Below are 26,537 nucleotides of genomic sequence, written 5' to 3' on the forward strand. Positions count from 1 at the left end.
CCTATGGGAAAGAGCAATAATTCCGATCGTACGTTACTAATATTACCGTACCATCAAAATCAATTAGCGATTTTTTAAGAGCTTCTCTTGACTCTATATCAAGATGGTTTGTCGGTTCGTCGAGTAGTAAAATATCGGGATTATTAAATAGACTTTGTACGAGTAATACACGAAAGTTTATAACCTTCTGACAACGCAGAAAGCGGCTCATAATGGTATTTTTCGGCTATTCCAAGACCTACAAGCAAGCTAGCTGCAAAAATTTCAGCAGTATAACCGTCATTAAAGAAACTGATCTTGTTTTAAACAACCTATTTTGGAGTTTTTTGGTATGTTAATCTCACCGAAAGCTGGCTCTTCTTCCTTAGTTAAGACTTTGAAAAAAGTTGTTTGACCTGCTCCGTTGGCACCTACTACACCATATCGTTTATTGTTTTTAATATGCAAATTTACATCGGTAAATAGTATTTCTTGTACCATAACTCATGGCTAAATCGTTTATAATAATCATATTTTTAGATGTCGTGGTTAAATGGTGTTATTGTATAGACACCTAATCGCCATTGTGAACAACTGCAGATCTTGTTGCATGGCTCGTTTTATGTCATTCCAGCGAAGGCGTTGTTGCATAGATACCGCCCTGTCATTGCGAGCAGTCGTAGACTGCGTGACAGTCCAAAACAATAATAAAAAAATTCTGTAAATCAGAATTTTTACTGGATTGCTTCGTCAAAACTTACAGTTTTTCCTTGCAATGACGACCTTCAGTATCCACACAACAAGACCTATGCAGGCATAACATAAGAGCCATGCGGGCAATGCCGAGCTTGTGGCAAGAGTCATAAATGCTTATTACTTAAAGTTAGTTTTGATGGATACCATGGAAGGTTCACGGTATAACAATAAAAAATCTTATTTCTTCAATAGCTCAAGAGCTTTTGCAAAATCTACTATATATTCTTCTGCTTTTTTTAAGTCTTTAATTTTTAAGTTATTATTTGCCTGCTCTTCGTCACCTATAAAAATAATAAATTGAGCATTTTCATTAAAAATGCGTTGCATTCTTTTAGCTATTTTACCTAGAGATTCTATGATAATAGCAATATTTTCTGTTCGCAATTTATCTACAATTTCTAAAGCATAGCAAATATTATTTTTGCCTATAGGTAATACAAATACCGGCTTAACTTCAGATATATTATATTCCCGCATTAAAGCAATTCGCTCAATACCGGCAGCAAAACCGATAGCCGGCACATCATCGTTATTACCCATGATTTTAGCCAGCCCGTCATAACGTCCACCAGCTAGAATAGTAGATTGGCTCCCTAACTTTTTTGTAGTGAATTCAAAAGCAGTATGGCAATAATAATCAAGCCCTCTAACCAAGCGTGGATTTATGCTATATTTCACACCTAAAATATCTAGATACTGTATTAACTCCTCAAAATATTCTTTGGATTCATCAGTGTAATATTCAGATAAAACCGGTGCGTTTGCTATTATTTTCTGATCAGTCTCACTTTTAGAATCAAGTATCCGCATTGGATTTTTGGATAACCTTATTTTGCTTTCTTCTGATAATTGATCTTTAAAATCATTTAGATATTCTACTAATTTTTGCTGATAAACGCTTCTTGATTCATTACATCCAAGAGAGTTAAGCTCTAAGGTAGTATCCTGCTCTATTTCGAGTGCTTTTAATATATCAACGGCTAACTTCAAAGTATCAGCATCAGTAATTGCTCCTTTAGCACCGATATACTCATAATTTAGTTGGTGAAATTGTCTTTGACGCCCTGCTTGCGGTCTATCATAACGAAAAACAGGACCGGTAGAGAAAAACTTTAATGGTAATTTATGTTGTAATCTGTTTGAGATGAGGCTTCTTATAATACATGCTGTAAATTCAGGTCGTAATGCTACGAAATCATTGCTTTTATCTAAAAAACTATAGATTTCTTTACTGATTACGTCAGAGCTTTCACCCATCGAACGGTTAAAGACTTTAGTATACTCCACAATAGGAGTACTCATTTGTTTATAGCCGTACAATACTCCAACATCTCTTGCTTTGTTAATTATATAGTCGTGAACTTTATAATCATCCGGCAAGAGATCTTTCATTCCTCGGAGTGGTTGCAGCTTTTCAGTCATTTGGTTAATTTTGTTTTGTTGCGTGGATACTACTAACTCGTCATTGCGAGGAGAGGCAAAGCCTTGACTTGGCAATCTCAGGAACTTTGTACTACTTCATGAGATTGCCATGCTCTCTACGTTCGCTCGCAATGACGGATATCCCCCTCTTAATTCTGCTCTTTTTGCATAAAAAACGATCTTATAATATATAAAACAAATATTGTAATAAACCAATATATTAATGCACGACCTGCGGTTAATAGATTAAATTCACCGTCATATATTTGAATAAATAGTAAATATGCACAAGCAATTAAAATAAACGGTACGATAATAAATACTAAAGGACATCTAAAAGGTCTTTGAGCATCAGGTAGCGTGACCCTAAATAATACCACTATTATTGTAACGGTTATATAATCAATAAGAGCTCCCATTGAAGTTAATTGCGTTAATAATTCCGTAGAACAAAATCCTCCAAGGATAGCGGCTAAAGAAGCAAATATTATAATCGTAATATACGGACTATCATATTTGGGGTGCAGCTTTGCAAAACTTTTCGGTAGTAAACCGTCACGTGCAATAGCATAAAAAATACGAGAAGTACCGTAAATATTCATCATCAACACCGTCATCATACCGCAAACTGCTCCGGTTGCAACAATAGCAGAGCCGATCTTGCTATTATTGATAGTTAAAGCATAAGCAAGCGGTTGATCGTTATTTAACTGATCAAAAGGTGCAATACCGGTAACAAGCCCTGCCATTGTTACATAAACTATAGTAGTTAGAACAAGTGAGCCAATAATACCGATCATTATATCGCGTTTTGGGTTTTTACACTCCTCAGCTGCGGTTGCAATCGTTCCAAAACCCGTAAAAGCTAAGAATAAAATAGACGCACCTACTAAAACATTACTAAAACCGAAAGGCATAAAATTACTCCAGTTAGTAGCATCAAAATGAGGGGCAGCAGCGAGTATAAATACAAATATTGCAGTCATTTTTATGAAAACTAAAATTGCATTTAGTCTCTTACTATCTTTAGTACCTAAATATAAAATAAATCCAATAAATCCCGAGATTAAAAATGCCGGTAAATTTATTATACCGCCGTTTGTCGGTACAGTAGTTAATTCTTTCGGTAAATTGATTCCACCTGCTGCTAGTATTCCTTGTACGTAGCCCGACCAGCCTGCAGCTACTATTCCTGCAGCAACACCAAGTTCTAATATTATAACACTACCGATCATCCAAGCAAATACTTCGCCAAATGCTACATAGGAATAAGTGTAAATACTTCCTGATGTCGGAAGCATTGCAGCAAGTTCAGTATAAACAAGCGCTACAAAGATACAGGTAATACCTGCAATCGCATAAGATAACATTACTGCAGGTCCTGAATATTTAGCAGCAATTATACCGGTAACGACGAATACGCCTGTGCCGATCATCGCACCAAGACCCAGTAATATTAAATCGAATGCTCCAAGTGTCTTGCTAAGACCGCTTGAACTGCCTATCTCTTTTACTGATTCAAAACTTTTCTTCCTTAAAAAACTCATTAGTTTCTCCTATTTTAGTGAGCTTATTTTTTTGTGAATTGTGTCTCATTGCGAGCGACTAAAAGGAGCGTGGCAATCTCAGGAGGTCTAACTAGATTGCCAAGTCGCTTCGCTCCTCGCAATGACACAATTACCTTATCTCTCTAGTAATCCATCCGCCGCCAAGTACTCTTTCACCGGCATAAATAACGCATGCTTGCCCAGGGGCAACGGCTTTTTCTTCGCATAAAAATTTTACTTTCATTTTATCATCACCGAGTTTACTTATTTCGGCTAGACGCGGCGGTCTTGTCGAGCGAATTTTAACTGCTACTTCTAACTTTTCGTTATCTTTAATCTCATCTGCAAGCCAATTCACATCTCTAATGATAAATTCCTGCACGTTTAATGCGGACTCCGGTCCTACATATACTATATTGTCCTTAGGATCAATCTTTACTACATATAAAGGCTCATTATAAGCTATACCAAGACCACGACGTTGCCCTATGGTGTAGTTAATTATACCGCTATGCTCTCCTAGCTCAAACCCGTTTACATGAATAATTTTACCGCTTTCACTGCTATTTGGACGTATTTTATTTATTACGCTCTTATAATTTCCGTCAGGTATGAAACAAATATCTTGGCTGTCGGGCTTATCCGCTACCTCAAGCCCAAATTTACTAGCAAGCTTTCGTGTTTCATCCTTAGTAAACCCTCCGAGAGGGAAACGTAAATATTCTAATTGCTCTTTAGTTGTCGTAAATAAAAAATAACTTTGATCTTTTGCTGGATCAAGCCCTGTATGTAATTCCGCTCCGTTATCACCGTTTATTTTTCGTACGTAATGACCGGTAGCAAGCTTATCTGCTCCAAGCTCTCTAGCCGTTTTAATTAGATCCCTGAACTTTACCGATTTATTACATTGCACACATGGAAGCGGTGTTTCACCTTGTAAATAGCTATCGACGAAATTATCTATTACCGACTCTTTAAATTTGCTCTCATAATCAAGTACGTAATGGGGAATACCTAGCTTATTTGCTACCATTTTAGCATCGTAAATATCCTGACCGGCACAACAGGCATTTTTCTTCCCTACTGCCATACCGTGATCATATAGCTGCAAGGTAATACCTATAACATTATGTCCTTGTTCATGCAGCATTGCGGCAACCGCCGAACTATCAACCCCGCCTGACATTGCGACAACTATAGTAGACTGCTTATCCCCTAAATTAATCATACCAACCTTAAACAAACAGCAAATTATACTAAATTTATAATTAAATTACAACACTATCTTTTAATATATTAAAATGCTATAATTGGCGTTGTCTAATAATTATCGATTTCGTCATTGCAAGCAGCCCTAGGCTGCGTGGCAATCTCATGAAATAATAACAAACTCCTGAGATTGCTTCGTCAATACTTCGTATTTCCTCGCAATGACGCTTTACTAATCCACCTGGGAATGACAAAATGCTTCAAATAATGCAAAAATTATATGTTATTTAAAATATTATACAAAACAGTTATTATATTAGTTCTAATTTATTTCATACTGATTATTTTAGAATATGCACGTCAAGGTTTTCTTAATGACTTATCGTTACAAAAAGTAGATTTATCTATTCAGAATTCCATAAAAGAACCAATTTATTTAGTTTCTTATGCCGACGGTCTGGAGTATGTTTATCGTAATCAAAATGCAACCACTCATTATGCAATTAATAAAGGTATAGACTTCATATTTAACTATAAGAAAAAGCACATAAATCAAGCGTTTATAGAAAAAAACCAAGAAATTTTTAATGAACCTGCAGGAGCGGGGTTATGGCTATGGAAGCCTTATATTATACTTGAAACAATGAAAAATGCACCAAAAGGAGCTATTATAGTATATTTAGATTCAGCATTTGTTATTAAAAAGCATATCAGTAATTTAACAAATCTTTTAGGCGATAATGATATATTACTGGTACATGATCGCAATCGTAAAAACGGTAGTTTTGTTAAAGGCGAAACTTTTGCTTTAATGGATTGCCTTACAGACGAATGCAGAAATGACGATCACATTTGGAGTGCCGTTATTATTGTGCGTAATACCAAGCTTTCTCGTTCTTTCATTGAAAAATGGCTAAAAAGTTGTGAAGATATTAGAATTCTTTCAGGTAAAAATTATAATATCCATCCTAATTACGATGAATATAAATGGCATCATTCCGATCAATCGGTACTGAGCCTTATATATCATAAAAATCCACAATCGGTTAAAGTAATAGAATATGAAAAAACAACACCTTCTTTATCTTGGTTCCACCGTAAATATTCAAATAGCTCACCGTTAAAACCTTGGTATAGCATATACGGTATAGATCCTATAATTAATTTTAATACTAACGGCAAAGTTTTACCTGCTACCTCTCTTATAAATACTCCGACGATTGTTAGACTTCGTAAATGGGTTATCGAGTATATTCAATGAGCCGGTGTTGTTGCATAATTCCAAAGCCGTTATTACGAGCGAACGTAGAGAGCGTGGCAATCTCATGAAATAATAACAAACTCCTGAGATTGCTTCGTCAATTACTTACGTAATTTCCTCGCAATGACGACATCTCTCGTACTTTAAAAAAACTATAAGATAAAGTAAGTACTTTAATGTCTTGCATTTCAGGATCAAGCTCAAAATCCTTATCTATATAAAATGTAACCGGCATTAAAACTCTCTCGCCGGCTTTTAATAATTGTTCTTCAAAACAAAAACAATGAATTTTTACGAAATATTTTCCTGCTTTATTTGGAGTAACATTATATACGGAAGTACCTATTATATCGTTATCGCTTAGATTCTCCGTTTCATAGAACACTAGAGTATTCTGCCCCGGAACAATTTGCACTCTTTGCTGCCTTGGAATAAACCGCCAAGGTAAATCTTTATCAACATTAGCATCAAACTCGATAATTATAGGTTTAGTACCTTTTACCTTAGAATATACACTCACCGTTTCTTTTGCAGTAGTGCCGCCATATCCTGTAACTTTACAAAATAAATTATAGATAGGTACGGAAGCAAAACTGAGTAACACCATACTAATTATTAATCCCAGCAAGGAAAAAGCTAAATTTTTATTGGATTTTTTAGACATTATTTGATTTTATTTAAAAATACTCTAGAAAAAGTTTATTTTAGATCATATATGTGTTAGTATAAAAAAAATAGTTTTTAAGGTTAGTATGACTAATAATATTAATGCATTAGCAATTTCTAGCGAATCAGGATTTTATAGCTACTTACAGAAAATCAATAAAATTCCTTCACTTACGCAAGAAGAAGAATTGTTATTAGCAAAATCCTATTTAGAAGGGAATGATTTACAAGCTGCACATAAATTAGTAACAAGCCATCTTAAACTTGTTGCAAAAATTGCAAGCGGCTATAGGACTTACGGTCTTCCTATGACCGAATTGGTTTCAGAAGGTAATATAGGTTTAATGCAGGCAGTAAAAAAATTCAACCCCGCACTTGGTTTTCGCCTATCAACATATGCGATGTGGTGGATTAAAGCAGCCATACAAGAATATATATTAAAATCTTGGTCATTAGTAAAGATGGGAACAACGGCCGCACAAAAAAAATTATTTTTTAGTCTTAATAAAGTTAAGCATAAAATTACTAATTTATACTCAAGGGCTATTACTACCGATGATTTTGTACAAATAGCAGATGAGCTAGGTGTTTCGGTTAATGAAGTTTCTGAAATGAATACTAGAATTTCAGGTCCTGATTTATCGTTAAATAACTCTATAAATAGTGACGATGCAGAATCCGGAGAATTAATAGAACTATTACCGGAAACACGCCCTACTCCTGAAACTATGGCTATTAATAAGCAAAATTCTACCAGCAAAAGGCAGTTACTATCAAATGCTATGAAGATTTTAAACGACAGGGAACTGCGTATTTTAACAGAGCGTAAATTAACGGATACTCCTAAAACTCTAGATATTCTAAGCAATGAGTATAATATTTCTAAGGAACGTATTAGACAAATAGAAAATACGGCTTTTGAAAAAATAAAGAAGTTTATTTTAAACCATAGTAGAAAAGCAGCTTAAGCCTTATTGGACTGTCATCCCGTGGCTTGACCACAGGATCCAAAAACAACTAATAGTATTTTTACTGGATACCGCGATTAAGTCACGGTATGACAATGGAAAAACGATCCACCCAACAATACTTTCGTAGAAATGACATTAGTTCAGTACACCTGACCATTCTGGATCAGAAGCATCTGCCGGTGTCATAATTTCTCTTTCATTATGACCTGTTAGATCAATTGCAAAAATTTTGTTTTTTCCCGGAGCTTTAGCGCTCGACGGCCAACCTTTAGCAAACATAATAACTCGTCCGTTAGGCGACCAACAAGGACTTTCAACTAAATATCCGCTTGTTATTATCCTTTCACTATTCTCATCATCTTGAGGACATGCTTTCATAATTCCGATATTAAAAGTTTTTCCTCCGTCTCCTTTAGTAATCTTAGTAAATGCTATATAGTCTCCTCTAGGCGACCAGCTAGGAGTTGCGTAAGAACCACTGCCAAAACTAATACGCTGAACGTCACTTCCGTCTGAATTCATGATATATAATTGAGGCACACCGTTTCTATCGGAATTATATACAATTTTTTTACCGTCCGGTGAATAGCTAGGAGAGGTATTAATACCGAATCCGTCAGTTAATTTATGAAGCCGTTTAGTAGCAAGGTCGATTTCATAAATATGCGTCGAGCCGTTTTTAGCTATCGACATTACAGCTTTTCTACCGTCTGGTGAGAATCTAGGAGCAAAAGATATACCGGGAAAATCACCTACTACACTTTCTTTGCCTGTTTTTAAATCTTTTTCATAAACAAGTACTCTTCTTTTAGTAGCATATGAAACATAAAAAATCTTATCCGCCGAACGAGCAAATCTTGGGGTTAAGACTAGTGACTTTCCATTGGTAAGGTATTTATTATTAGCCCCGTCATAATCCATCAAAGCAATTCTTTTTATTTTCGGTAAAGAGCTGCTTTCTGATACATACACTATTTTAGTGTCAAAATAACCGGCATCACCGGTAATTTTTTCATAAATTTTATCGGCAATTTTATGTGCTGCTCTTCTCCATAGATTTTTCGGTACTTCAAGCATTTCACCGGCGAGCTGTTTTTCAAGCAACGTATCCCATAATATAAAGCTAACTTTAAATTTACCGCTTTCTAGTTTTTTAACTTCACCGTTTACTAAAAGACTAGCATTAATTTGACGCCATGCAGCAAAAAGCGGTTTATATTCTATTCCTGTCTTCTCTTCTATAAAAGAGGCAGCAGAAATAGGACGGAATAACCCCGAAAGCTTTAAATCATTAGAGATAACTTTAACCATATCGTGACCTAATACATCAGCGGCAGAATTATCGGCATCAAATTTATTGACCGCTATAGGTGTTGGGTCAGCTCGCCCATGCTCAATGTTTATTGTTTCAAGTGCATAGCTGGTAACGCTAAATAATAGTGATAATATAAAATATATAATATTTCTCACTTAAAATACTCCTTTTTATCAAATTCCGTTATGGTTGTTGTATGTCATTCCTGCTTTCGCAGGAATGACATATATTACCCAAAAATCTTCATCAGTTCTTCCCATTCTCTCTTAGTCATATCACTAGTTTCATGGGTAACTTTTTCACCGTTTATCATTCTTTTAATTACATCCAAACCTTTACGTGAAATGTTTGCTCCCTGCAAACGATATTCTTCAAACGCTTCGTAAACAAAAGGAACCCAAGCTTTGACTATCTCAAGCATCTTTTCAGCATAAACTCTAATTTCATATTGAGCGTGAGGGTCGGCTCGTAATCTTAAAAAATGAAGTAAATTATGTAAATTAATCTTCCAATACCATTCCGTATAATAATTTAAAGTTAAATTCATACGAGCAAGCTCTCTTGCTATCCCTGTGGCGTTCTCATCTATAATATTACCCTCTTCATCGGCATTCATCAGTTCCTTATAATGCCCGTAGCACTGTCTAGCATCTTCCTCTAAAATTGCAAGGACCTTTTCAGCCACTTCTTTCGGTAAGCTATCCCCTTCCCTACATTGTTTATTTACAGCAGATTGGGAAGCAATATTTGCCGGTTCAGGTAGATAAAATTCATTACCTAAAATAGAATACCTTGCCGAATATTCGTTAACGCTAGCTGTTCTATGCCTAATCCATTGCCTTGCAATAAATATCGGTAGTTTAATATGGAACTTGATATCACACATCTCAAAAGGAGTGGTATGATAATGACGAAGCAAGTAGTTTATCAGCCCTTTATCTTGGTTTAATTGCTTCGTACCCTTACCGTAAGAAACACGAGCTGCTTGTACTATAGCACTATCATCCCCCATATAGTCGATCACTCTAATAAAGCCGTAATCTAACACTTTTATAGGCTCATATAAGATTTCTTCAAGTGCCGGAACTGTTACTCTTTTTGTGGTGTTATGCATTCTATTTATCCTTTATGTTTTTCTTTAAATTAACCTTTCCGATGTCATTACTGCGTTGTTGCATGGCTCGTTTTATGTCATTCCCGCTTTTGTGGGAATGACATAAAGTTATGGAAAATAACTATATAAATTCTTACCGTTTCTTTTTAGCCATAATTTTGCTGGTTGGTATTCGGGATATATATCCTCAACTAGCTCCCAAAAATTTTTACTATGGTTCATTGCTTTTAAATGTGCCATTTCATGAGCTACTAAATATTTCAGTACTTCAAAGGGGGCAAAAACTACCCGCCAATTAAAAACAAGATTCCCTTTGCTACAACAACTCCCCCAACGGCTAACATTTTCCATTATTCTAATATTGGAATAAGTCAAATTATGTTTTTTAGATATATTCTCTACTATTATTTTTATTTCTGCTAATAATTTCTTTTTAAGGAATACTTCTATACTAAGTTTTTTTAGTACCTGACTACAACAATACACTTCTAACGTAGAATCATTTAATTTTATCTGATTTTTAGACGAATCAATATGTATTATTTCATAAGATTTACCCAAAATAGAAATCTTATCTTCATCTTTTGGTATCGCAGTTACATTACGACGTAATTTTTGCCTAACCCAATATTCTTGACTTAACAAAAAATTATGACCTTTTTCGGCTTTTACCTTAAGAGGTAATACAAGCTCTGCACCTTTAGACGTAATGCGGATGGCTATATTTTTAGCTTTGCTACTCCTTCTTACTATAACATTTTGAGGTTCACCATATTTGGTAAGAGTAATAACATCTTCCATTTAAAATTCTATATACTTATTAGGATCAACTGCTATTTTATTTTTACGCATAGCAAAATATAATTTATGTTCTACATGTCCGATAACACTATTTCTAGCAATTTTATCACCTTTTTTCAGTAATAAATCATCTAAACTCGCATATGCTACTTCTAGATCGTCTTTATCTAATTTAACTATTACTAAATTACCGAATTGCTTATTATAACCTGAATATATTACCGTTCCTGCAGCTATCGATTTAACTTCACTATATTCTTTAGCTACAATATCTATCCCTTTACTTTTACCGGCTTTAAACTCGGTAATAATTACCCCATTTAACGGTTTTACAAAGTTTAATTGTTCTATCGATTCTTCATCTTCGTCTTCATTCCGAGACATAGGAATCTCAATATCATCATTATCATCTTCTATAATTTTTGCCTTTGGCTCTTCGAGTCTACCGCTAACTTTTTCCAACGCGAGATTGTCTTCCATAGTTCTTTGAACTATCATACCCTCATCGTAATCTAGTGCGGTAGAATTATTATTTGCAGTAACATCTCCTACTTTATACTCAATTGGAGCCGGTGGCTGATCAACACAAGCAACTAAACAAAAACATATAACGATACTAAGTACAACAGGATATTTCATATATTTAACAAAACTATTATTTACATTAGAAAACAAATCTTACATAGTATATAATTTTTATCATTATTTTCCATCAAAAAATTAACTATGAAAACTTATAATATTGTCATAGCTAGTGATCATTCAGGTTATGAGCTTAAGTCTGAAATTATCAATTATTTAGAGCAGAAATCTCTAAAGATTTATGACTGCGGAACAAATAATACACAAACCGTTGATTATCCTGATTATGCTAAGAAAGTAGTAGATATTATTATTGAAAAATCAGCACCTATCGGTATTTTAATTAGTGATACGGGGATTGGTATGTCTATAGCTGCGAATCGTAACTCGGAAATAAGAGCCGCTTTGTGCAACAATATATTAACTGCCGAAAATGCTAAAGCTCATAATGACGCTAATATCTTGATACTCGGAGCAAAAACCATAGACCCAAAAATAGTATGTGATATTATAGATAAGTTTTTAACTACCCAATTTGAAGGCGGCAGACATAGCACCCGCCTATCAAAGATAAAATAGTTGTATAAATTGTTAAACATTGTTATTATCCATCATTGCGAGGAGAGGCAAAGCCTCGACGTGGCAATCTCAGGCATATTTTGCACTATTTCATAAGATTGCTACGCTCCTTGCAGTCGCTCGCAATGACGATTCGGTATCCATGCAATAAAGCCAAACTATAATATAAATTATGCTGCTTAATATGAATCTTCAAGAGTTGAAACAAAAATATAATTACGATGTTGCAACGAAAATGATGCAGCAATATCTAGACATTAAATTTGCTCATTTAGATTGTTTACTACTATTTAGAATGGGTGATTTTTATGAAATGTTCTATGAAGATGCAATTCTAGCAAGCAATGTACTTGGCATTGCTTTAACAAAGCGGGGCAAAAACGGCGAAGAAGAAATTGCGATGTGCGGGGTACCTTATCATGCCCTTGAGAATTATTTAACTAAGTTAATTGAAGCAAATTATAAGGTTGCTATTTGTGATCAACTAGAAACACCTGAAGAAGCAAAGAATAGAGGCGGTTATAAAGCGGTCGTTACTAGGGATGTTACACGTATTATAACTCCGGGAACTATAATTGAAGAAAATTTAATTGCTTCAGCCGAACCTAATTATTTAGCAAGTCTCGTAATACCGAAAAATAAAGAAACAGCTAGCCTTTGTTATGTTGATCTTTCTACTTCCGAAATTGTTGTAGTTAATGTACCGGAAACGGAAATTCTTAATGAGCTGGCTCGTTTAAAACCTCGTGAAATTCTGCTTAGCGAAAATCTGAGATCTTCTAATCTTGCGGATAGTATTTTCAAACAATTAAATTTTCGTATTACCTATCAAGTTGATAGTTTTTTTGCGATTAATAAATGCGAAAAAATCATTTTAGATTTTTATAAAATGAAAGATATTAAAGGAATCGGCGAGATATCTAGTAGTCAAATTTGTGCCATAGGTAGCGTTTTAGAATATTTATCGTTAACGCAAAAACAAAATATTCCTCATTTGCCAATCCCTAGAATTATCAAATTTCATAGCTATATGACTATTGATTTCTCTACTAGACGCAACCTTGAAATTGTCACACACTCACAAGGCGGCTCGCAAGGAAGTTTATTAAGCACCCTTAATCATACGGTTACTAAACAAGGTGGACGTTTACTATATAATTTTCTTTCAAGTCCTTTAACCAACATTGCTAAAATAAATCATCGTTTAAATATTACCGAGTTCTTTTATTCCAACTTAGAAATAGTAAAAAAAATTAGAGAACTTCTAAAAAAAACTAGTGATATAGAACGCTGCTTAACACGTATTACGATGAACAGAAGTTCAGGTCGTGATTTACTTAGCATTAAATATACTTTAGAAACGGCAACGATTATTAAAGGAGTATTCTTTGACGCTTACGGTTTTAATTTACCTGATTTTATCGAAAAAATTATTAAACCTCTATCAGGTGATGCAGAATTATATAATTTAATAGACAAAACAATACGAGAAGATGCACCGAATAATTTAAATGACGGAGGTATAATAAAACATAAATATCATCCGAAAGTAGCCCAATTACATGATTTAATTAATAACGGAAAATTATATATTGAAAAGCTAAAAGATCAATATCGCAAAGAAACAGGAATAGACAGTTTAAAAATATCTCATAATAATGTTATAGGGCTTTTTATCGATATCACCGCTAAAAATGTTAATAAAATCCTTGATCCCAAATTTATTCACCGTCAAACAACGGTTAATCATGTTCGTTATACTACTGCTGAACTACAAAAGCTTGAAAGTGAGTTAGTCAATGCTAAAACCTTAGTAATAAGCTTAGAAAAAGAATTATATGCGGATATTTGTAGCCAAGTAATCGAAAAAGCTTCCTATTTACGAATGCTTGCAAGCTCCTTAAGCGGGCTTGACGTATTTTGTAATTTTGCTTACATCGCTGATGAATATGATTATGTTAAGCCTGAGTTTACCGATGATTTAAGCTTTGATATCGTTAAAGGACGGCATCCTGTAGTAGAGAGAGCACTACAGCAAGAAAGCAAAAGCTTTGTATATAATGATTGTCATTTATCAGAGCTTGAGCGTATTTGGTTAATTACCGGTCCTAATATGGCAGGTAAAAGTACTTTTTTACGTCAAAACGCCATTATTGCAATCATTGCTCAAATAGGTTCGTTTGTGCCGGCAAAAAGTGCTAAAATAGGGGTAGTCGACAAAATATTTAGCCGAATAGGTGCTGCCGATGACTTAATTAAGGGACAATCGACCTTTATGGCAGAGATGCTTGAAACCTCGGCAATTCTTGCTCAATCTACAAAAAACTCACTAATCATACTTGATGAGGTAGGTAGAGGCACATCCACTTATGACGGGGTATCTATAGCATGGTCAGTGCTTGAATATATTCATGATAAGCTGAAATGTCGCTGTTTATTTGCAACGCACTATCATGAGCTGACCGTTATGAGTAATTTCCTGCCGGCTTTGCAAAATTATACTATTGCTATTGAGGAGTCAGGTAAAGATATTCTATTTTTACATAATATTATATCAGGTGCTGCCGATAGGTCCTACGGTCTTCATGTTGCGGCTCTTGCCGGTCTTCCTGCGAGTGTTATAAACAGAGCTGAGCAGATTCTGCTTAAATTTGAAAAAACTTCTACAGGTAAAGGAAAAAATATTTTATCAACGGAATCAAATAATTTGAGTTTGTTTTATCTTGAACCTAATAAAACTACTATAAACAGCAAATTAGATAACAAATTCAGCACTATCGATCCTGATAAACTATCCCCTAAAGAAGCACTTGAGTTAATTTATGAGTTAAAAAAGTTGGTTTGATGCGAGTTTGGCAGTGCCTGCGTGGATCAGTTTTTTCATCATTGCGAGGAAAAACTGCAAGTTTTGACAAAGCAATCTCAGGAGTTTGTTATTATTTCATGAGATTGCCACGCAGCTTACTGCTGCTTGCAATGACGATCTAGCATCTATGCAACCTTGCCTCCCTTTCCAACCAATATTTACTACAGGCGAAAAAATTAGGATTAGCAAAACTTTCTTTACCGTAAGTAATTTCTTGTCCATGCGTATCTAAAATATTACCACCGCCGGCTTTAATTAAAGCATGACCTGCCGCTATGTCCCATTCCATAGTTTGACCGAATTTTGGATATATATCAGCTGCTCCTTCAGCAATTAAGCATAGTTTCATTGAACTGCCTATTGCATTTATTTGACCGAATGAATACTTACTTAAAAATTCTTTAGTAGCTTTATTTGAATTATAAAAACCTATTACCGCATTAAGCTCTTCATGTTTCGGTTCATGATTAACAAATATTTCTTTAGAATTCTGTTCGATTTTTAACCGACCGTTTACATCAGTATAATATAGCTTTGCTGTTTCAGGGTGATATATCAAGCCGATGGTTGGAAAACCGTTTTCAATAAGCCCTATATTGACCGTATATGTACTTTTACCGTTTACATAGCTCCATGTCCCATCAATAGGATCGATTAACCAAAAAGTATCACTGCTGAATATAGGTAGCGGCTGCTCTTCACATACTATAGCTATTTGAGAGGTTAAGGTTTGTAGAGTTTGATAAATTATTTTACTAATTTCTTTATCGGCATTAGTGACTACTGACCCATCTGATTTAATATCAGTCAACATTCCTGCCTTTTTTATATCTAGTGCAATCTTGCCGGTATTAATAATTAAATCTTTTAAAGCATTAATTAAATTGTCATTCATAATTATTTATTTAACATCTTTGCAGCTGTATCATCTTCTAACCACTGACCGGTATTTAAAAACGTAGATTGCTGCAACTCAGCGATTTGATGATCAGGTGACCCCGGTAACATTTGCCACCCCAAATATTCAATTCCATAATATCCTATATCAACCATACTTAAATAAGAGTCCATATTTTCTAAATCTTTTTTATTATTTGCAAAAATTACTATTTTTTTAGGTTGTTTCGGTATAATTTTTAAGAACTCTATAAGAGCTTTTACTCTATTTATATTACCGGTAAATATTATACCTAAATAAAAAATAGGGGCTTCAGCATCGCTTGGATTAAATCTAAATACATCTTTATCATTAACTTTATTAGTAAAATTAATATTGAGTCCGTAAAGTAAGGTATATAACCATCCTTCATAATTTTCAATTAAATTACATGGGGCCGTTATTTCCTGAAGACCTAAAACTGTTGCACCTTGCTGTTTCATCTTATTAATTAAATCTACCCATTTAGATTCAACAAGCATCATCTGACGCTGCACTATCAATTTTGCAATAGTTTTATTAACTGATGCGTTATCCGCTGCAAGACTATATAAATATTTAGTAAAATTTATATAAGAATTATCCTGATATCGAAATAATTTGGATTTCGGTGTTATGATAGTATTATCTATATTTATAAGTACCAGCGTATCTGCATCTATCTTCGGTAATAAGTTTTTCATTGTTACTGAATCTACGGAGTAAGTAGGAATAATTTGACCGTAGCCCGCATACGAAATAACTACGCAAAGTAAACTCAATAAAACTTTATTTATTCGTGTCATAAGGATTTTTACCTTTTGCATTATTATTCTTTAAAGGTGGATTATTTCTTTTTAGCTTATTTATTTGAGATATTAAATCATTAATCAGTTTAGTATAATATGCAACATCTTTATTTTCCGGAGTATTTTTATTATTATAATGATAACCAATAAATAATATATTAGAACTATAACTACTAAGTTGCAATTCCATTGAGCTTAGCAATTCTATGCTACTACTAATCATTATAAAGCATTTCGGTATAAAATTCATTTGAATAAGGAAATTGAGCATCATTTCCGCTTCCGATATATTATTACTCGTCAATATACCCTTATAAAATACCGGATAAGTATTAGCAAAACTGTCTAAATTATTAAAAATAATATAATTATTGTTTGGAAAACTATTTGAAAAATCAATATCGAAATTTTTCTTTAAATAATCGGCAAACCATATCTCAAATTTAGGAATATTATTAAAATTACCGGTAAACCCATCATTTACTGCTATTATGGGGATTTTACTATTACTCATTTCATTTACAAAATTTGGAAAATCAGATTCTTGTAATTCTTTCTTATAACTATCATTAGTTAAAATCAATTGCTTTATATAAATAGTTTTTGAATTTTTATTAATATTACGTAAAAGAGGAGTTAGTGTAGTAAGATAAATGTCTTTATCAAGCTGTGCAACGATAGGCACTAAAGACTTAAACAAAAATTCATCTAGAACCGTTACTACTAATAAATCCTGAGGTACATAATTTTTATTATAATTTTCTTTAAAATCTTGTTTTATTTTATTTAAACTATCCACTTCTATAATTTCTGCACGAGCTATAGAAGCAATAAATAATATTAGAATAAATATATATTTTTTAAACATTTATGATTTCCATTTTTTTAAAGGCAGCATATCACCCTGTGATTTTCTATGTCATTCCTACGAAAGCGGGAATCCAGAAAAAATAACCTTAATAATTGGTACATGTTTGACAAAATAAACATATAAAAGCTTGTTTTTTTATATGTTTTCCTAGATTCCCGTTTTCGCAAGAATGACATATATTAGTGTTATCACATCATACTGCTAATATCAATCCATATTAAATTATAATATGGTAAATATGTTTGGAAGTTTTTTTAGTTCGCTTGGCTGTACTGTTGGAAATGCATTTGGCGGCGGCATATTTTCAAGCGTGGGAAGATTTGTCGGCAAAATGCTTGGTGAGTATTTAGATTAACTAAATCACGAACCGATAGAATATGACAATATTAAAAATTTCAAAGAAAGTTTTAAATATGTAACAGCTAATTACGGCGAACCTATAACTCTAATTTTCGGTACTGCAAGAATTAACGGACAAATAATTTCAAATCAAAATAAACAACTAAATTGTTATGTTCTATAACCAGTTCCGTAACAAGAGCCGGTAGTAAGTAAATCTCTTTAGGGTACGAGTCTAGAGCTGATAAAATATAACTATTACCGAATAATAATTTGCTTGCAATTAGCTCACTAACAAAATCCGCTCCGGCTTTTTTGGGATTCGGTTTTTTTAGTAAATAATGCACCGGATAGTCTAAATATTACTTCTCCGGTTTTACTTTTAAGCACTTTCCACGGAACATGTCCCGCCGATTGTGCAATTAAATTAATACATCTATATACTATAACATTTTCTCGATAAGCTTCTATGTCGACTCTGATTAAATTACCATATGCAATGTCGTTTAGTTTAATAAAATTTTGTGATTTGGTAGTACTATTCTTCCAAAACTTTTTCCGATAATTTTTTATCATATATCCTAATATATTTATTGTTTTCAGGATTATATAATGATTTGGGAGGTAGACTAAGAGAGCTTAATAAGATGTTAATGTTCGTTAATGTAATTAAAATTATTTCTTTACAAATAGAAAGATATACTATTTAAAACATATTACCATGAAATATAGCAACTTGATAGGATATAAAACATTTCTTTACCATCTGAATATTATTCACAATGACCCACAACAACTTTGAATAAGCTAATAAAAAATTTTATAAAAACTAAAAAATATGACGAAATAAAATCAATTTTAGCATCTAAGAACAGCTATAATTTGTTAGGGTTACATCATACCATTACATCATTTGATCTAGAAGCATATACACTTATTATTTCTTATGCTAACCCTAGCCACTTTACTTCTGCTGAATACGATAGATATATACATAACATCGATGATACATCTATGCTTGATGTAGCAGCATTTATAAATTTTGATACTATACAATATAGAGATACAAAAAGCAGCATGTTGCAAGAGTTGATTAAGTTTAAGAAGAGAACGATTGAGGAGCACAATAACAATGCAATTAGTGAATTTAAAATAGAAGGATTTGAATTAAAAAATTAGCTAGTTATTTAAGTTTTCAAGAGTTTAAAAGCTTTATTGAAGATAATAAAATTGAGATAAATATTGAAGAACTTAATATTGCAAAATTTAAAATAGAAAAATTATCACCGATTGCATATAGCGAAAACTCTGATATTACTATTTTAATGACAAGGACTTACAATGTAAGCGATTTAAATGACAATATAATTCTTCATAACTATACAAAGCTTTTGCAATAGGGGCCTACAAATAAGTTATTAGCCTATATAGCAGCGGTTAATATTAAAGTGCAAGATAGCCTAAAAATAATATTTGATAATAAATCATTTTTTCATTACGATTGAGACAATAACCTAATATGTATAGGCGCAGAAAAATTAAATTTAGAATCAATAATAGCACATGAATTTGGACATTATGCAATAGAGAAAATTTTATACAATGCAAGTATCCCACTAAATAATAGTTTTCAAATTTTGAAAACAGATTTCGTAAAAAATGTACCATATCAAAATGATGATAAAATATTTTTGCCTAAAAATTTTGAAAGCTTAAAGCGCTTAATTAATAGTTCATATGAATATAGTAGAGCGGCAAAACCAATACTTGATTTAACGGCAAATTTAATATTAACACCAGAGGAAAAAAATGAAATTAGTAGTAAATATAACGATAGTAAAGAATTGATTAAATATTTAAAAAACGAGACTATATTACCTATATTTTACTTTAATCATTATAGACCGGAACAGATACAAGAGAATTAGAGGAAGTTATAAAAACTAATTCTCATGCCCATATTATGTGACCAATTTAATTATTAATTTACTAAAATTACCTTGTGTAAACGAACAGGATTATTATGAATTATTTGCAACTGATCAAAAAGTTCAATTGCAATGTATATTAACCAAGATTCTACCGCAAATAATAAAAGATAAAGATCTTACTAGCGAGCAAGTTTACTACTTAGAAAGAATTGGAAATCTTATACACAGAGAATCAGATGATAGCGCTGCAGAGTTCATAGTTAGGTATCTAGAAACTAATATAGATAATTTATTGCATCCTATCGAAGATTCACTTATTATTAATGCAATGCAACCGCTGGCAGATTTTTGGGAGGAACACATAGTTCCTAAAATGGAATCTACTATTATAGGATGTACAAAGGAATATAATTGTGACACATTTGATGGAGCGTAATTAATTTAGCTATTGTTGTGTGGCGCTTTTTATGTCATACCTACGCAAGCAGGAATCCAGTACTTTAAAGCTTTTTAAAGATTTTACTTTAAAAGTGAAACAATCTAATAAAAAAATCTTTGCAATCAAGATTTTTTTAGCCTGTATCCCTGCTTTCGCAGGTATAACATCACTGGTTTTTCGAAAACTATCCGGCACTATAACAAAAAAACTCTAATCACTAAAATTATACCTAATATTTTTTCTAGCAGAACTTATATCTTTTAAACGTTCACAAACCTTTTCAAAGACTTGTTTAGGCAAGATATTTGAAGCATTAATTTGTAAAAATTTATCGTCTTTTAATTTAATCGAAAAAGAAGGCTCTTGAAATTCTGGCCCATCAATTTCTCTAGCAATTTTTATATAATAACCGATTATATGACTGTTATAATAATCACTTTTACTAATCATTTTCTTAGCTATTTTATTAATCTGCATGTCAGTTTTAGCAGTATAAGTAACCGTAAGGGCAATACCTAGCATAAGACGCTGTCTATGACTAAAAGGAATGTCTGAAGATAATATAAATTCCGAAACAAAATTTGCTCTAAGCGTTTTATCAATATTTTTATTATATTGTGCTAGCATTATAGCGAGTTCAATAACAATAAGAGTCATGGCATCGGCATTAATTAAAAGATATTGTACTGCTTCAATATATTTTTCAATTTTACATATATTTCTATCAAATTTTACTAATCTCTTCACCCTCTCATAAATAATATCTTTTTCTGTTTCATGAGACGGCAACGAGTCAAATCTTACTCCTTCTTTTAAACCGTAATTTGAGATAATAATTTTTTCCGGTGAAAATACCTTAATCATTGCTTTTATTACTAAAACTGCATTATAATTTATGACTTTCTGCTCATAATAACTCAGCTTTAATTTATCGATTTGCGATAATTTCTCTAAATATAACTCAAACTCTACACGATTTATTTCAAAATTATGTAAATTTTTAAGGGGATAATTTATAGACTCCATGTATATACGGCTCATTAGACGTAATGCACCACCAATTAAATATAAATTAGGATAATGTGCAGCTCCAAATTCTTCCTCTAGCATTTTAGTAATCAGCCCAACATCACCAAAATTGCTACTAACAATAATTTTTGTACCAAGCGGCAATGATTTTAATTTACCGACTTTTTTATTTCCAATCTGTGCAAGCTCAAGACTTCCACCTCCAAGATCAGCTACAATACCGAAAGCATCACTAATACCGGAAATTAATCCGGCAGCAGTTAAATAAGCTTCACGTTCACCTGAGATAATTTCAATATCAATATTGAATCTCTTTTTAATTATAGCTTTGAATTCATCTGCTTTAGGATGCCCCCTAAGTATAGCTGTTGCAACACATCTAATATTAGTAACAGACAGTTTGGTAAAAATATGAATAAGATATTGTAGAGATAAATATGTTTGATGTTTTACGTCTAAATTATCTAAATTAAGTAAATTTGTAAGATAATTTCTAAATTTATAATTAAAAATTTCCGGCGCTCCAAGCTCATCACTTTCATAAACTACAGCTCTTAAAGCATTTGAACCGATATCAATAATAGCTGAACGCATTTTACTCATTATTTTCCGGAACAGTTATTGTTTCGGTCTCTTCCGCAGCCCCATTATTATTTGCCCTAGGGTCAAAAGGTACTTGAGTAGGTACAAAAGTCGGCGGTAATAATCTACTAGTAAAAAACTTATCTTCATAATACTTAATTTTACGCGATTTTATAGGCGGAAAGGATTCTATTAAAACAATTTGCTCATCTCTCGGTAACTGTATTACTTCTTGAGGTAAAAGTAAAGCTCTTTGAACCTGAGAAACGTTTTGGGTTCTAGTAGCAATATTAAGATCAAAAAATAAAGGTTTACTAAATGATCTTTGTTCTACCGTCTTATTACCGACAAGCTGCGATATTAAATTTGCCGTTTCATAGTTATTAGCGGCAAAAGTAATACGATATGTTGCATTAGATAAGAAAGAATTCATCCCTGCATCTTCATATGTGCCTTTTAACTGCTGTGTATCTTGGATAATTAAAAATAAACGAACTCTATAACCTCTAAAATAAGCTATACCGGCTTTAAAAGTATCCATCTTCCCGAGCGTCGGGAACTCGTCAAGTAAGAACATTACTCCATACGGCTCTTCCTTTAAATCCGGCATTTTGCGGCTTAAAAATTCTGTCGCCTGCTGATAAAACACCTGCATTAATTTTTGTAAACGCTGTATATTATCGGGTGTTAACCCTACATATACGGTTGTTTTGACTTTTTTAAATTCTTGTATATTGAAATCAGAAGATGCTGTAGCTGAATCAATAAGTGGATTTGCCCATAATTCAAGCGATGAGTTCATTGTAGATATTACGCCGGAACGCTCTTTATCGGCTTTTTGCAAAAATGCAGCAATATTCATATATGCAACAGGATGTATTACACCACCAAGCGTATCGAGTACGACCGCTAGATTATAAACTACGTCATCACTCCTCATAGTACGCACTACTTCACCGAAAGATTTAGTTTTAGTAGGATCGGCTATTAAATATAGAGTTACGCCTAAAAATAAGCTTCGTGCCTCATTATTCCAAAAATCCTTTTCCGGCATTATAAGATTTGAAATTTTTTGAACGTCATCAACCATTTGCCCAGGCTTAGTACTAACCCAATCAATCGGATTATAACAATGAGTAACACCATCAGGATTAGAAGGCTCCCATACAAAAACTTTCTGCCCTTGCTTCTCACGCCAACCACTTGTCAACCCGTGATTTTCAAGCTTTATGTCATGCACTACTACCGAATCACTCCAAAATAACAAATTAGGTATCACAAACCCTACACCTTTACCTGAACCGGTAGGAGCAAATAATAAAGCATGCTGGAACCCGTCTGCAACAAAATATCCACCGGCATCAACACCGATCAGCATACCTTTCTTAGATCTAAGACCTGCAGCCTCTATATCTGACGGATTAGCCCAGCTTGCATCTCCATATACTTTTTCATCTTGTTTGAAAAATTGTAATGATTTTATTCTTTCAAAATTTTTAATGTAAAATATTATAACAATAATAGCCGGACTGAGAAGAGAGGCAAGTAGCTTCAATTTTAAATAATTATAGTCGGCAATTTTTAACTGCCCCCAAACGTTAATAAGCCAATAAGCCCACTTATAAGCAATATTTATAGCATTTATATTTACACCTAAAGCTCCAACCTCATTAGTAAAAATTGCAACAAATGCACCGCTTATCCAAATGGTACAAAAAATAACAACCGGATGAATTATAGCATGACCGAATATATTTCTAGTAACTTTAAGTATCTTATGCCATTCCATGAATTGATATTCCTAGTTTATGCTTATATATTAGTTTTTGCGTGGAGTAATTTTTACGTCATTGCGCGCAACTAAAAGGAGCGTGGCAATCTCAGGATTGTGGCCTGAGATTGTGCTTAGTCAATTACTTCGTAATTTCCTCACAATGACGTTTTTAAACCATCCCCTCAGCGTTCTTGTTCTTCTTATAATATACTTCCGAAACATATCTTCTCCCGCCGCTACCGCGTTTTAACTGCACAACGATATCTACAACGGTTAAAATATACTTCTTTACTTCTTCAGGCGGCATACCAAGATCTGCTTGCATAACCATAAGCTTTAACTGCTCAATAGCCATAGCGGGACTATCAGCATGCAGTGTTGATATTGAACCGGGATGACCTGTATTAATAGCACGCAAAAAACTAAAAGCTTCCTTACCTCGAAGCTCACCTACTATAATCCTATCTGGTCTTAAACGCAAACAGGCCTCTATTAAATCTTGAGTAGTAACATTTGCACGCCCCTGTCCTCCTTTGGAAGCCAGTAAATGCACTCTGTTAGGATGGCGTGATAGCACAACCTCACGAGCATCTTCTACAGTAATTAATCTTTCTATTGCAGGTATTTCAGTAAGTGCCGCATTAGTAAAAGTAGTTTTACCGGTTGAAGTACCGCCGCTAATTATGATATTTTTCTTTGAAACAACTGCATGTCTAATAAATTCTTTAATCTTTTTTTCAGCTAAGAAATTATTTAAAATTACTGCATCTTCATCTACTAAACTCTCTGTTGCAGTATCATCAAATGCCCCCATTTTAGCATATTCATCTAAAGTTAGATTCATACCGCTAGGCTTTCTTATAGCATAAATGATTTGTCCTATCTCACAAGCAGGAGGAAATACTATTTGAATACGGTAGCCATTCGGCAAAGTTGCCGAAAGAAGCGGTTTTTCTTCTGAAATCATCTGTTCGGTAGATTGAGCGACTAAACTCCCTAATGCAAGTAGATGTTCGCTATCCAGTTCCGGTATTTGCTTAGAATATATATCGCCTTTTTTTTCAACCCATACTTCTCCGGGCTTATTAACCATAATTTCGTTAATACCGTCTTCAGCAAATAAATTTTTAAAAGGAAGTAAAAACGTCTCTAAGGCTGCAAATTCTTCACTCATTTCATTACCTTCGATTTTAATAAAACGGCTTTTGGGAATTTATAATCCTTATTAACGTATATTCTAACCGGCGTACCTTGATTAACCGTTGTCGTCGGCTTAAACTGCTGCTGAGTTATCATATTTTTTACAACATTCGTTACATCCGTAAAAGCTTGAGTAGAAGCTTGTTGTGCTTGAGTCGGAGTTGATGCTATAGAGGTAGTAGTAAGCAAACTTGAAGCTGCCGTATTAACTGCCTGTACTAAGGTTTGAAGTCTCTGCTCAGCAGTATTCGCTGAAGAAGCAGTTTGTGCGGTTGTACATGCTTGAGTCATAGTAGTATAAGCAGTCGAAGTTTTATCGGTAATAGCAGCAAGTATATTAGTACAAATTGTAACTATCCTAGTATTTGCATCCATAGCGGTATTAGACGCAATAGTTTGAGCAGTATTTAACAATTGTTTTGCCGTAGCACTATTGGTAGCCGCTGCCTGAGAAGCTATAGGAGGCGGCACTAACTTATCAAGGACTTTAGCAAGCCCTATATTAAAGCCGGATTGTAATACGGCATTTGCAAATTGTTCTTTATATTTATTATCAACTCTTCCTTGTAATCCCGGTCTACCTAAATTATCAACTGCAGGTGAGTCGAATTCTATAGTATAACCGCTCGTTAAATCGATTCTATCCCATATTATAGAAACTCTACCATAACTATCGGACGAAGTTGAGGTTGCATATTTACCGAATATTTTTGACCCTTTTGGTATCAATATCACTTTATCTTTCTCAGAAAATACGTCTCTACTAATAATGGCTCTTATTTCACCGCCGAGATCACTATTTATTGCCGTTTCAAGGACTGCATCAATTAATTTACCGCGTCCGAGAACCAAAGACATATCACCGCGATCTTTAAAGGTCGTTTCTGCCGTAATCTGTTCCGGTGTTTTTTTAGGCTCTACACCACCAATTAACACTATAGCTGATTTTCTTTTTGCTTCACGACGTTGCTTCTCTGCATCGCTCTCAACTAACGTTCCTGAAGTCGAAGGCAACGAAACCGGCGGCAATGGAAGCGTTTTGTTTTTATTCTCTTCTACAGGAGTAGTAGGAGGTAAGACCGGTGGAACTTTTACTACCGGAGGGGGAGGCGGCAGTGGAGGAGCGGTGGGCGTCTCAAGCTTAGGCGGATCAGGTAACTTTGGAATCTCCGGAATATTATCATCAACCTCCGTAACAGGTTTTACAATATTACTCGGTATCTGAGTCTCCGGTATTTCTTCTTTTTCAGTACCGAAAAAAAGAGTATAAAAAATATATATAAAAATACCACAAATTACGACTACTATCGCAATACTCTTATTAAAGCTAACCGAAACTTTTGATAATTCTCTTTGTACTTCAGGAAAATCTGCTCCTGATAAAGAACCGGTATTATGATTGTTATTTTGCTCTTCAGCCATATCTAAATTATATCAGTTAAAGTGTTTTTATTGTCATTGTTACGTGGATCGATTTTTCCGTCATTGCGAGGAAACCTCAGAGCAATTGTATGTCCGCAATCTCAGGAGTTTGTATTATTTCATAAGATTGCCACGCAGCCTACGGCTGCTCGCAATG

26 protein-coding genes are annotated in these 26,537 nt (G+C 33.7%); 9 read left to right on the forward strand and 17 right to left on the reverse strand.

What is annotated here, in order from left to right:
- Positions 1-282 precede the first annotated feature (282 nt).
- The 4 genes from RSIB_RS04385 to mnmA all read right to left on the reverse strand — a co-directional run bounded on the left by RSIB_RS04385 (position 283) and on the right by mnmA (position 4,932).
- Positions 283-480 (reverse strand): ATP-binding cassette domain-containing protein, encoded by a 198-nt coding sequence (locus RSIB_RS04385; protein WP_004996141.1) that lies wholly within the window; start codon positions 478-480, stop codon positions 283-285.
- Between the two features lie 432 nt (positions 481-912).
- Positions 913-2,157 carry a histidine--tRNA ligase gene (gene hisS / locus RSIB_RS04380; RefSeq protein ID WP_014410545.1) on the reverse strand — a complete coding sequence of 415 codons (1,245 nt, stop codon included), beginning with the start codon at positions 2,155-2,157 and terminating at the stop codon, positions 913-915.
- 149 nt (positions 2,158-2,306) lie between these two features.
- Positions 2,307-3,704, reverse strand: a complete 1,398-nt coding sequence (locus tag RSIB_RS04375; protein ID WP_004996146.1) for an amino acid permease — start codon at positions 3,702-3,704, stop codon at positions 2,307-2,309.
- A gap of 130 nt (positions 3,705-3,834) precedes the next feature.
- Positions 3,835-4,932, reverse strand: coding sequence for a tRNA 2-thiouridine(34) synthase MnmA (mnmA, locus tag RSIB_RS04370; RefSeq protein ID WP_004996147.1), 1,098 nt, complete (start codon positions 4,930-4,932; stop codon positions 3,835-3,837).
- 261 nt (positions 4,933-5,193) lie between these two features.
- On the opposite strand from mnmA, the gene RSIB_RS04365 reads away from it, so the two are divergent.
- Complete coding sequence (locus RSIB_RS04365; protein ID WP_004996150.1) at positions 5,194-6,174, forward strand: hypothetical protein; 981 nt, start codon at positions 5,194-5,196, stop codon at positions 6,172-6,174.
- A gap of 97 nt (positions 6,175-6,271) precedes the next feature.
- Here the strand turns inward: RSIB_RS04365 and RSIB_RS04360 are convergent, their stop codons facing one another.
- On the reverse strand, positions 6,272-6,838 hold the full coding sequence (locus RSIB_RS04360; protein ID WP_004996151.1) for a cytochrome c oxidase assembly protein: 567 nt from the start codon (positions 6,836-6,838) through the stop codon (positions 6,272-6,274).
- 88 nt (positions 6,839-6,926) lie between these two features.
- Between RSIB_RS04360 and rpoH the strand changes: the two genes are divergently transcribed.
- Positions 6,927-7,808: an RNA polymerase sigma factor RpoH gene (rpoH, locus tag RSIB_RS04355; protein ID WP_004996153.1), complete on the forward strand. Its 882-nt coding sequence runs from the start codon at positions 6,927-6,929 to the stop codon at positions 7,806-7,808.
- Between the two features lie 138 nt (positions 7,809-7,946).
- Here the strand turns inward: rpoH and tolB are convergent, their stop codons facing one another.
- The 4 genes from tolB to RSIB_RS04335 all read right to left on the reverse strand — a co-directional run bounded on the left by tolB (position 7,947) and on the right by RSIB_RS04335 (position 11,716).
- Positions 7,947-9,281 carry a Tol-Pal system beta propeller repeat protein TolB gene (tolB, locus tag RSIB_RS04350; RefSeq protein WP_004996154.1) on the reverse strand — a complete coding sequence of 445 codons (1,335 nt, stop codon included), beginning with the start codon at positions 9,279-9,281 and terminating at the stop codon, positions 7,947-7,949.
- 74 nt (positions 9,282-9,355) lie between these two features.
- Positions 9,356-10,240, reverse strand: coding sequence for an FAD-dependent thymidylate synthase (thyX, locus tag RSIB_RS04345; protein WP_004996155.1), 885 nt, complete (start codon positions 10,238-10,240; stop codon positions 9,356-9,358).
- A gap of 108 nt (positions 10,241-10,348) precedes the next feature.
- Entirely contained in the window at positions 10,349-11,041 is a 693-nt protein-coding gene (locus tag RSIB_RS04340) for a M48 family metallopeptidase (protein WP_004996157.1), read from the reverse strand.
- Entirely contained in the window at positions 11,042-11,716 is a 675-nt protein-coding gene (locus RSIB_RS04335) for a murein hydrolase activator EnvC family protein (protein ID WP_016728108.1), read from the reverse strand. It abuts the gene before it with no gap.
- Between the two features lie 51 nt (positions 11,717-11,767).
- Here RSIB_RS04335 and rpiB point away from each other — a divergent pair, with 51 nt between their 5' ends.
- Positions 11,768-12,202 carry a ribose 5-phosphate isomerase B gene (rpiB, locus tag RSIB_RS04330; RefSeq protein ID WP_004996163.1) on the forward strand — a complete coding sequence of 145 codons (435 nt, stop codon included), beginning with the start codon at positions 11,768-11,770 and terminating at the stop codon, positions 12,200-12,202.
- A gap of 184 nt (positions 12,203-12,386) precedes the next feature.
- Positions 12,387-15,047 (forward strand): DNA mismatch repair protein MutS, encoded by a 2,661-nt coding sequence (gene mutS / locus RSIB_RS04325; RefSeq protein ID WP_004996165.1) that lies wholly within the window; start codon positions 12,387-12,389, stop codon positions 15,045-15,047.
- A gap of 139 nt (positions 15,048-15,186) precedes the next feature.
- Here the strand turns inward: mutS and RSIB_RS04320 are convergent, their stop codons facing one another.
- From RSIB_RS04320 to RSIB_RS04310, 3 genes are read right to left on the reverse strand one after another with little or no spacing between them, the layout of a single operon-like run.
- Positions 15,187-15,963 carry a 3'(2'),5'-bisphosphate nucleotidase CysQ family protein gene (locus RSIB_RS04320; protein WP_004996167.1) on the reverse strand — a complete coding sequence of 259 codons (777 nt, stop codon included), beginning with the start codon at positions 15,961-15,963 and terminating at the stop codon, positions 15,187-15,189.
- A gap of 2 nt (positions 15,964-15,965) precedes the next feature.
- Positions 15,966-16,811: a DUF2608 domain-containing protein gene (locus RSIB_RS04315; protein WP_032850861.1), complete on the reverse strand. Its 846-nt coding sequence runs from the start codon at positions 16,809-16,811 to the stop codon at positions 15,966-15,968.
- Entirely contained in the window at positions 16,774-17,661 is an 888-nt protein-coding gene (locus tag RSIB_RS04310) for a DUF2608 domain-containing protein (protein ID WP_004996171.1), read from the reverse strand. Before RSIB_RS04310 ends, RSIB_RS04315 begins: the two co-directional genes overlap by 38 nt.
- A gap of 232 nt (positions 17,662-17,893) precedes the next feature.
- On the opposite strand from RSIB_RS04310, the gene RSIB_RS05785 reads away from it, so the two are divergent.
- On the forward strand, positions 17,894-18,019 hold the full coding sequence (locus RSIB_RS05785) for a hypothetical protein (protein ID WP_014410533.1): 126 nt from the start codon (positions 17,894-17,896) through the stop codon (positions 18,017-18,019).
- A 275-nt stretch (positions 18,020-18,294) separates the two neighbouring features.
- Here the strand turns inward: RSIB_RS05785 and RSIB_RS04305 are convergent, their stop codons facing one another.
- On the reverse strand, positions 18,295-18,579 hold the full coding sequence (locus RSIB_RS04305) for a hypothetical protein (protein WP_004996175.1): 285 nt from the start codon (positions 18,577-18,579) through the stop codon (positions 18,295-18,297).
- A 222-nt stretch (positions 18,580-18,801) separates the two neighbouring features.
- Between RSIB_RS04305 and RSIB_RS05790 the strand changes: the two genes are divergently transcribed.
- The 4 genes from RSIB_RS05790 to RSIB_RS10385 all read left to right on the forward strand — a co-directional run bounded on the left by RSIB_RS05790 (position 18,802) and on the right by RSIB_RS10385 (position 20,587).
- Positions 18,802-19,182, forward strand: coding sequence for a hypothetical protein (locus RSIB_RS05790; protein WP_004996176.1), 381 nt, complete (start codon positions 18,802-18,804; stop codon positions 19,180-19,182).
- A gap of 458 nt (positions 19,183-19,640) precedes the next feature.
- Entirely contained in the window at positions 19,641-19,931 is a 291-nt protein-coding gene (locus tag RSIB_RS04300) for a hypothetical protein (protein WP_004996179.1), read from the forward strand.
- Positions 19,932-19,968: 37 nt separating this feature from the next.
- On the forward strand, positions 19,969-20,370 hold the full coding sequence (locus RSIB_RS05795; protein WP_004996181.1) for a hypothetical protein: 402 nt from the start codon (positions 19,969-19,971) through the stop codon (positions 20,368-20,370).
- A gap of 31 nt (positions 20,371-20,401) precedes the next feature.
- A complete protein-coding gene (locus RSIB_RS10385) occupies positions 20,402-20,587 on the forward strand; it encodes a hypothetical protein (RefSeq protein ID WP_016728112.1) in 186 nt (61 codons plus the stop codon).
- Here RSIB_RS10385 and RSIB_RS04295 read toward each other — a convergent pair.
- From RSIB_RS04295 to RSIB_RS04280, 4 genes are all read right to left on the reverse strand, one after another.
- Positions 20,584-21,996, reverse strand: coding sequence for a Ppx/GppA phosphatase family protein (locus RSIB_RS04295; RefSeq protein ID WP_016728113.1), 1,413 nt, complete (start codon positions 21,994-21,996; stop codon positions 20,584-20,586). The two genes, RSIB_RS10385 and RSIB_RS04295, sit on opposite strands and share 4 nt — an antisense overlap.
- A gap of 1 nt (position 21,997) precedes the next feature.
- The gene (locus RSIB_RS04290; protein ID WP_004996185.1) at positions 21,998-23,773 is read right to left on the reverse strand and encodes a type IV secretory system conjugative DNA transfer family protein; all 1,776 of its coding nucleotides are present in this window, start codon (positions 23,771-23,773) and stop codon (positions 21,998-22,000) included.
- 154 nt (positions 23,774-23,927) lie between these two features.
- Positions 23,928-24,932 (reverse strand): P-type DNA transfer ATPase VirB11, encoded by a 1,005-nt coding sequence (gene virB11 / locus RSIB_RS04285; RefSeq protein WP_004996187.1) that lies wholly within the window; start codon positions 24,930-24,932, stop codon positions 23,928-23,930.
- The gene (locus RSIB_RS04280) at positions 24,929-26,380 is read right to left on the reverse strand and encodes a TraB/TrbI/VirB10 family type IV secretion system protein (RefSeq protein WP_004996188.1); all 1,452 of its coding nucleotides are present in this window, start codon (positions 26,378-26,380) and stop codon (positions 24,929-24,931) included. The genes virB11 and RSIB_RS04280 overlap by 4 nt, the downstream gene beginning before the upstream one ends.
- Positions 26,381-26,537: the final 157 nt, after the last annotated feature.

Origin of the sequence: Rickettsia sibirica 246 (assembly GCF_000166935.1) — a bacterium.
GTDB lineage: Bacteria > Pseudomonadota > Alphaproteobacteria > Rickettsiales > Rickettsiaceae > Rickettsia > Rickettsia rickettsii.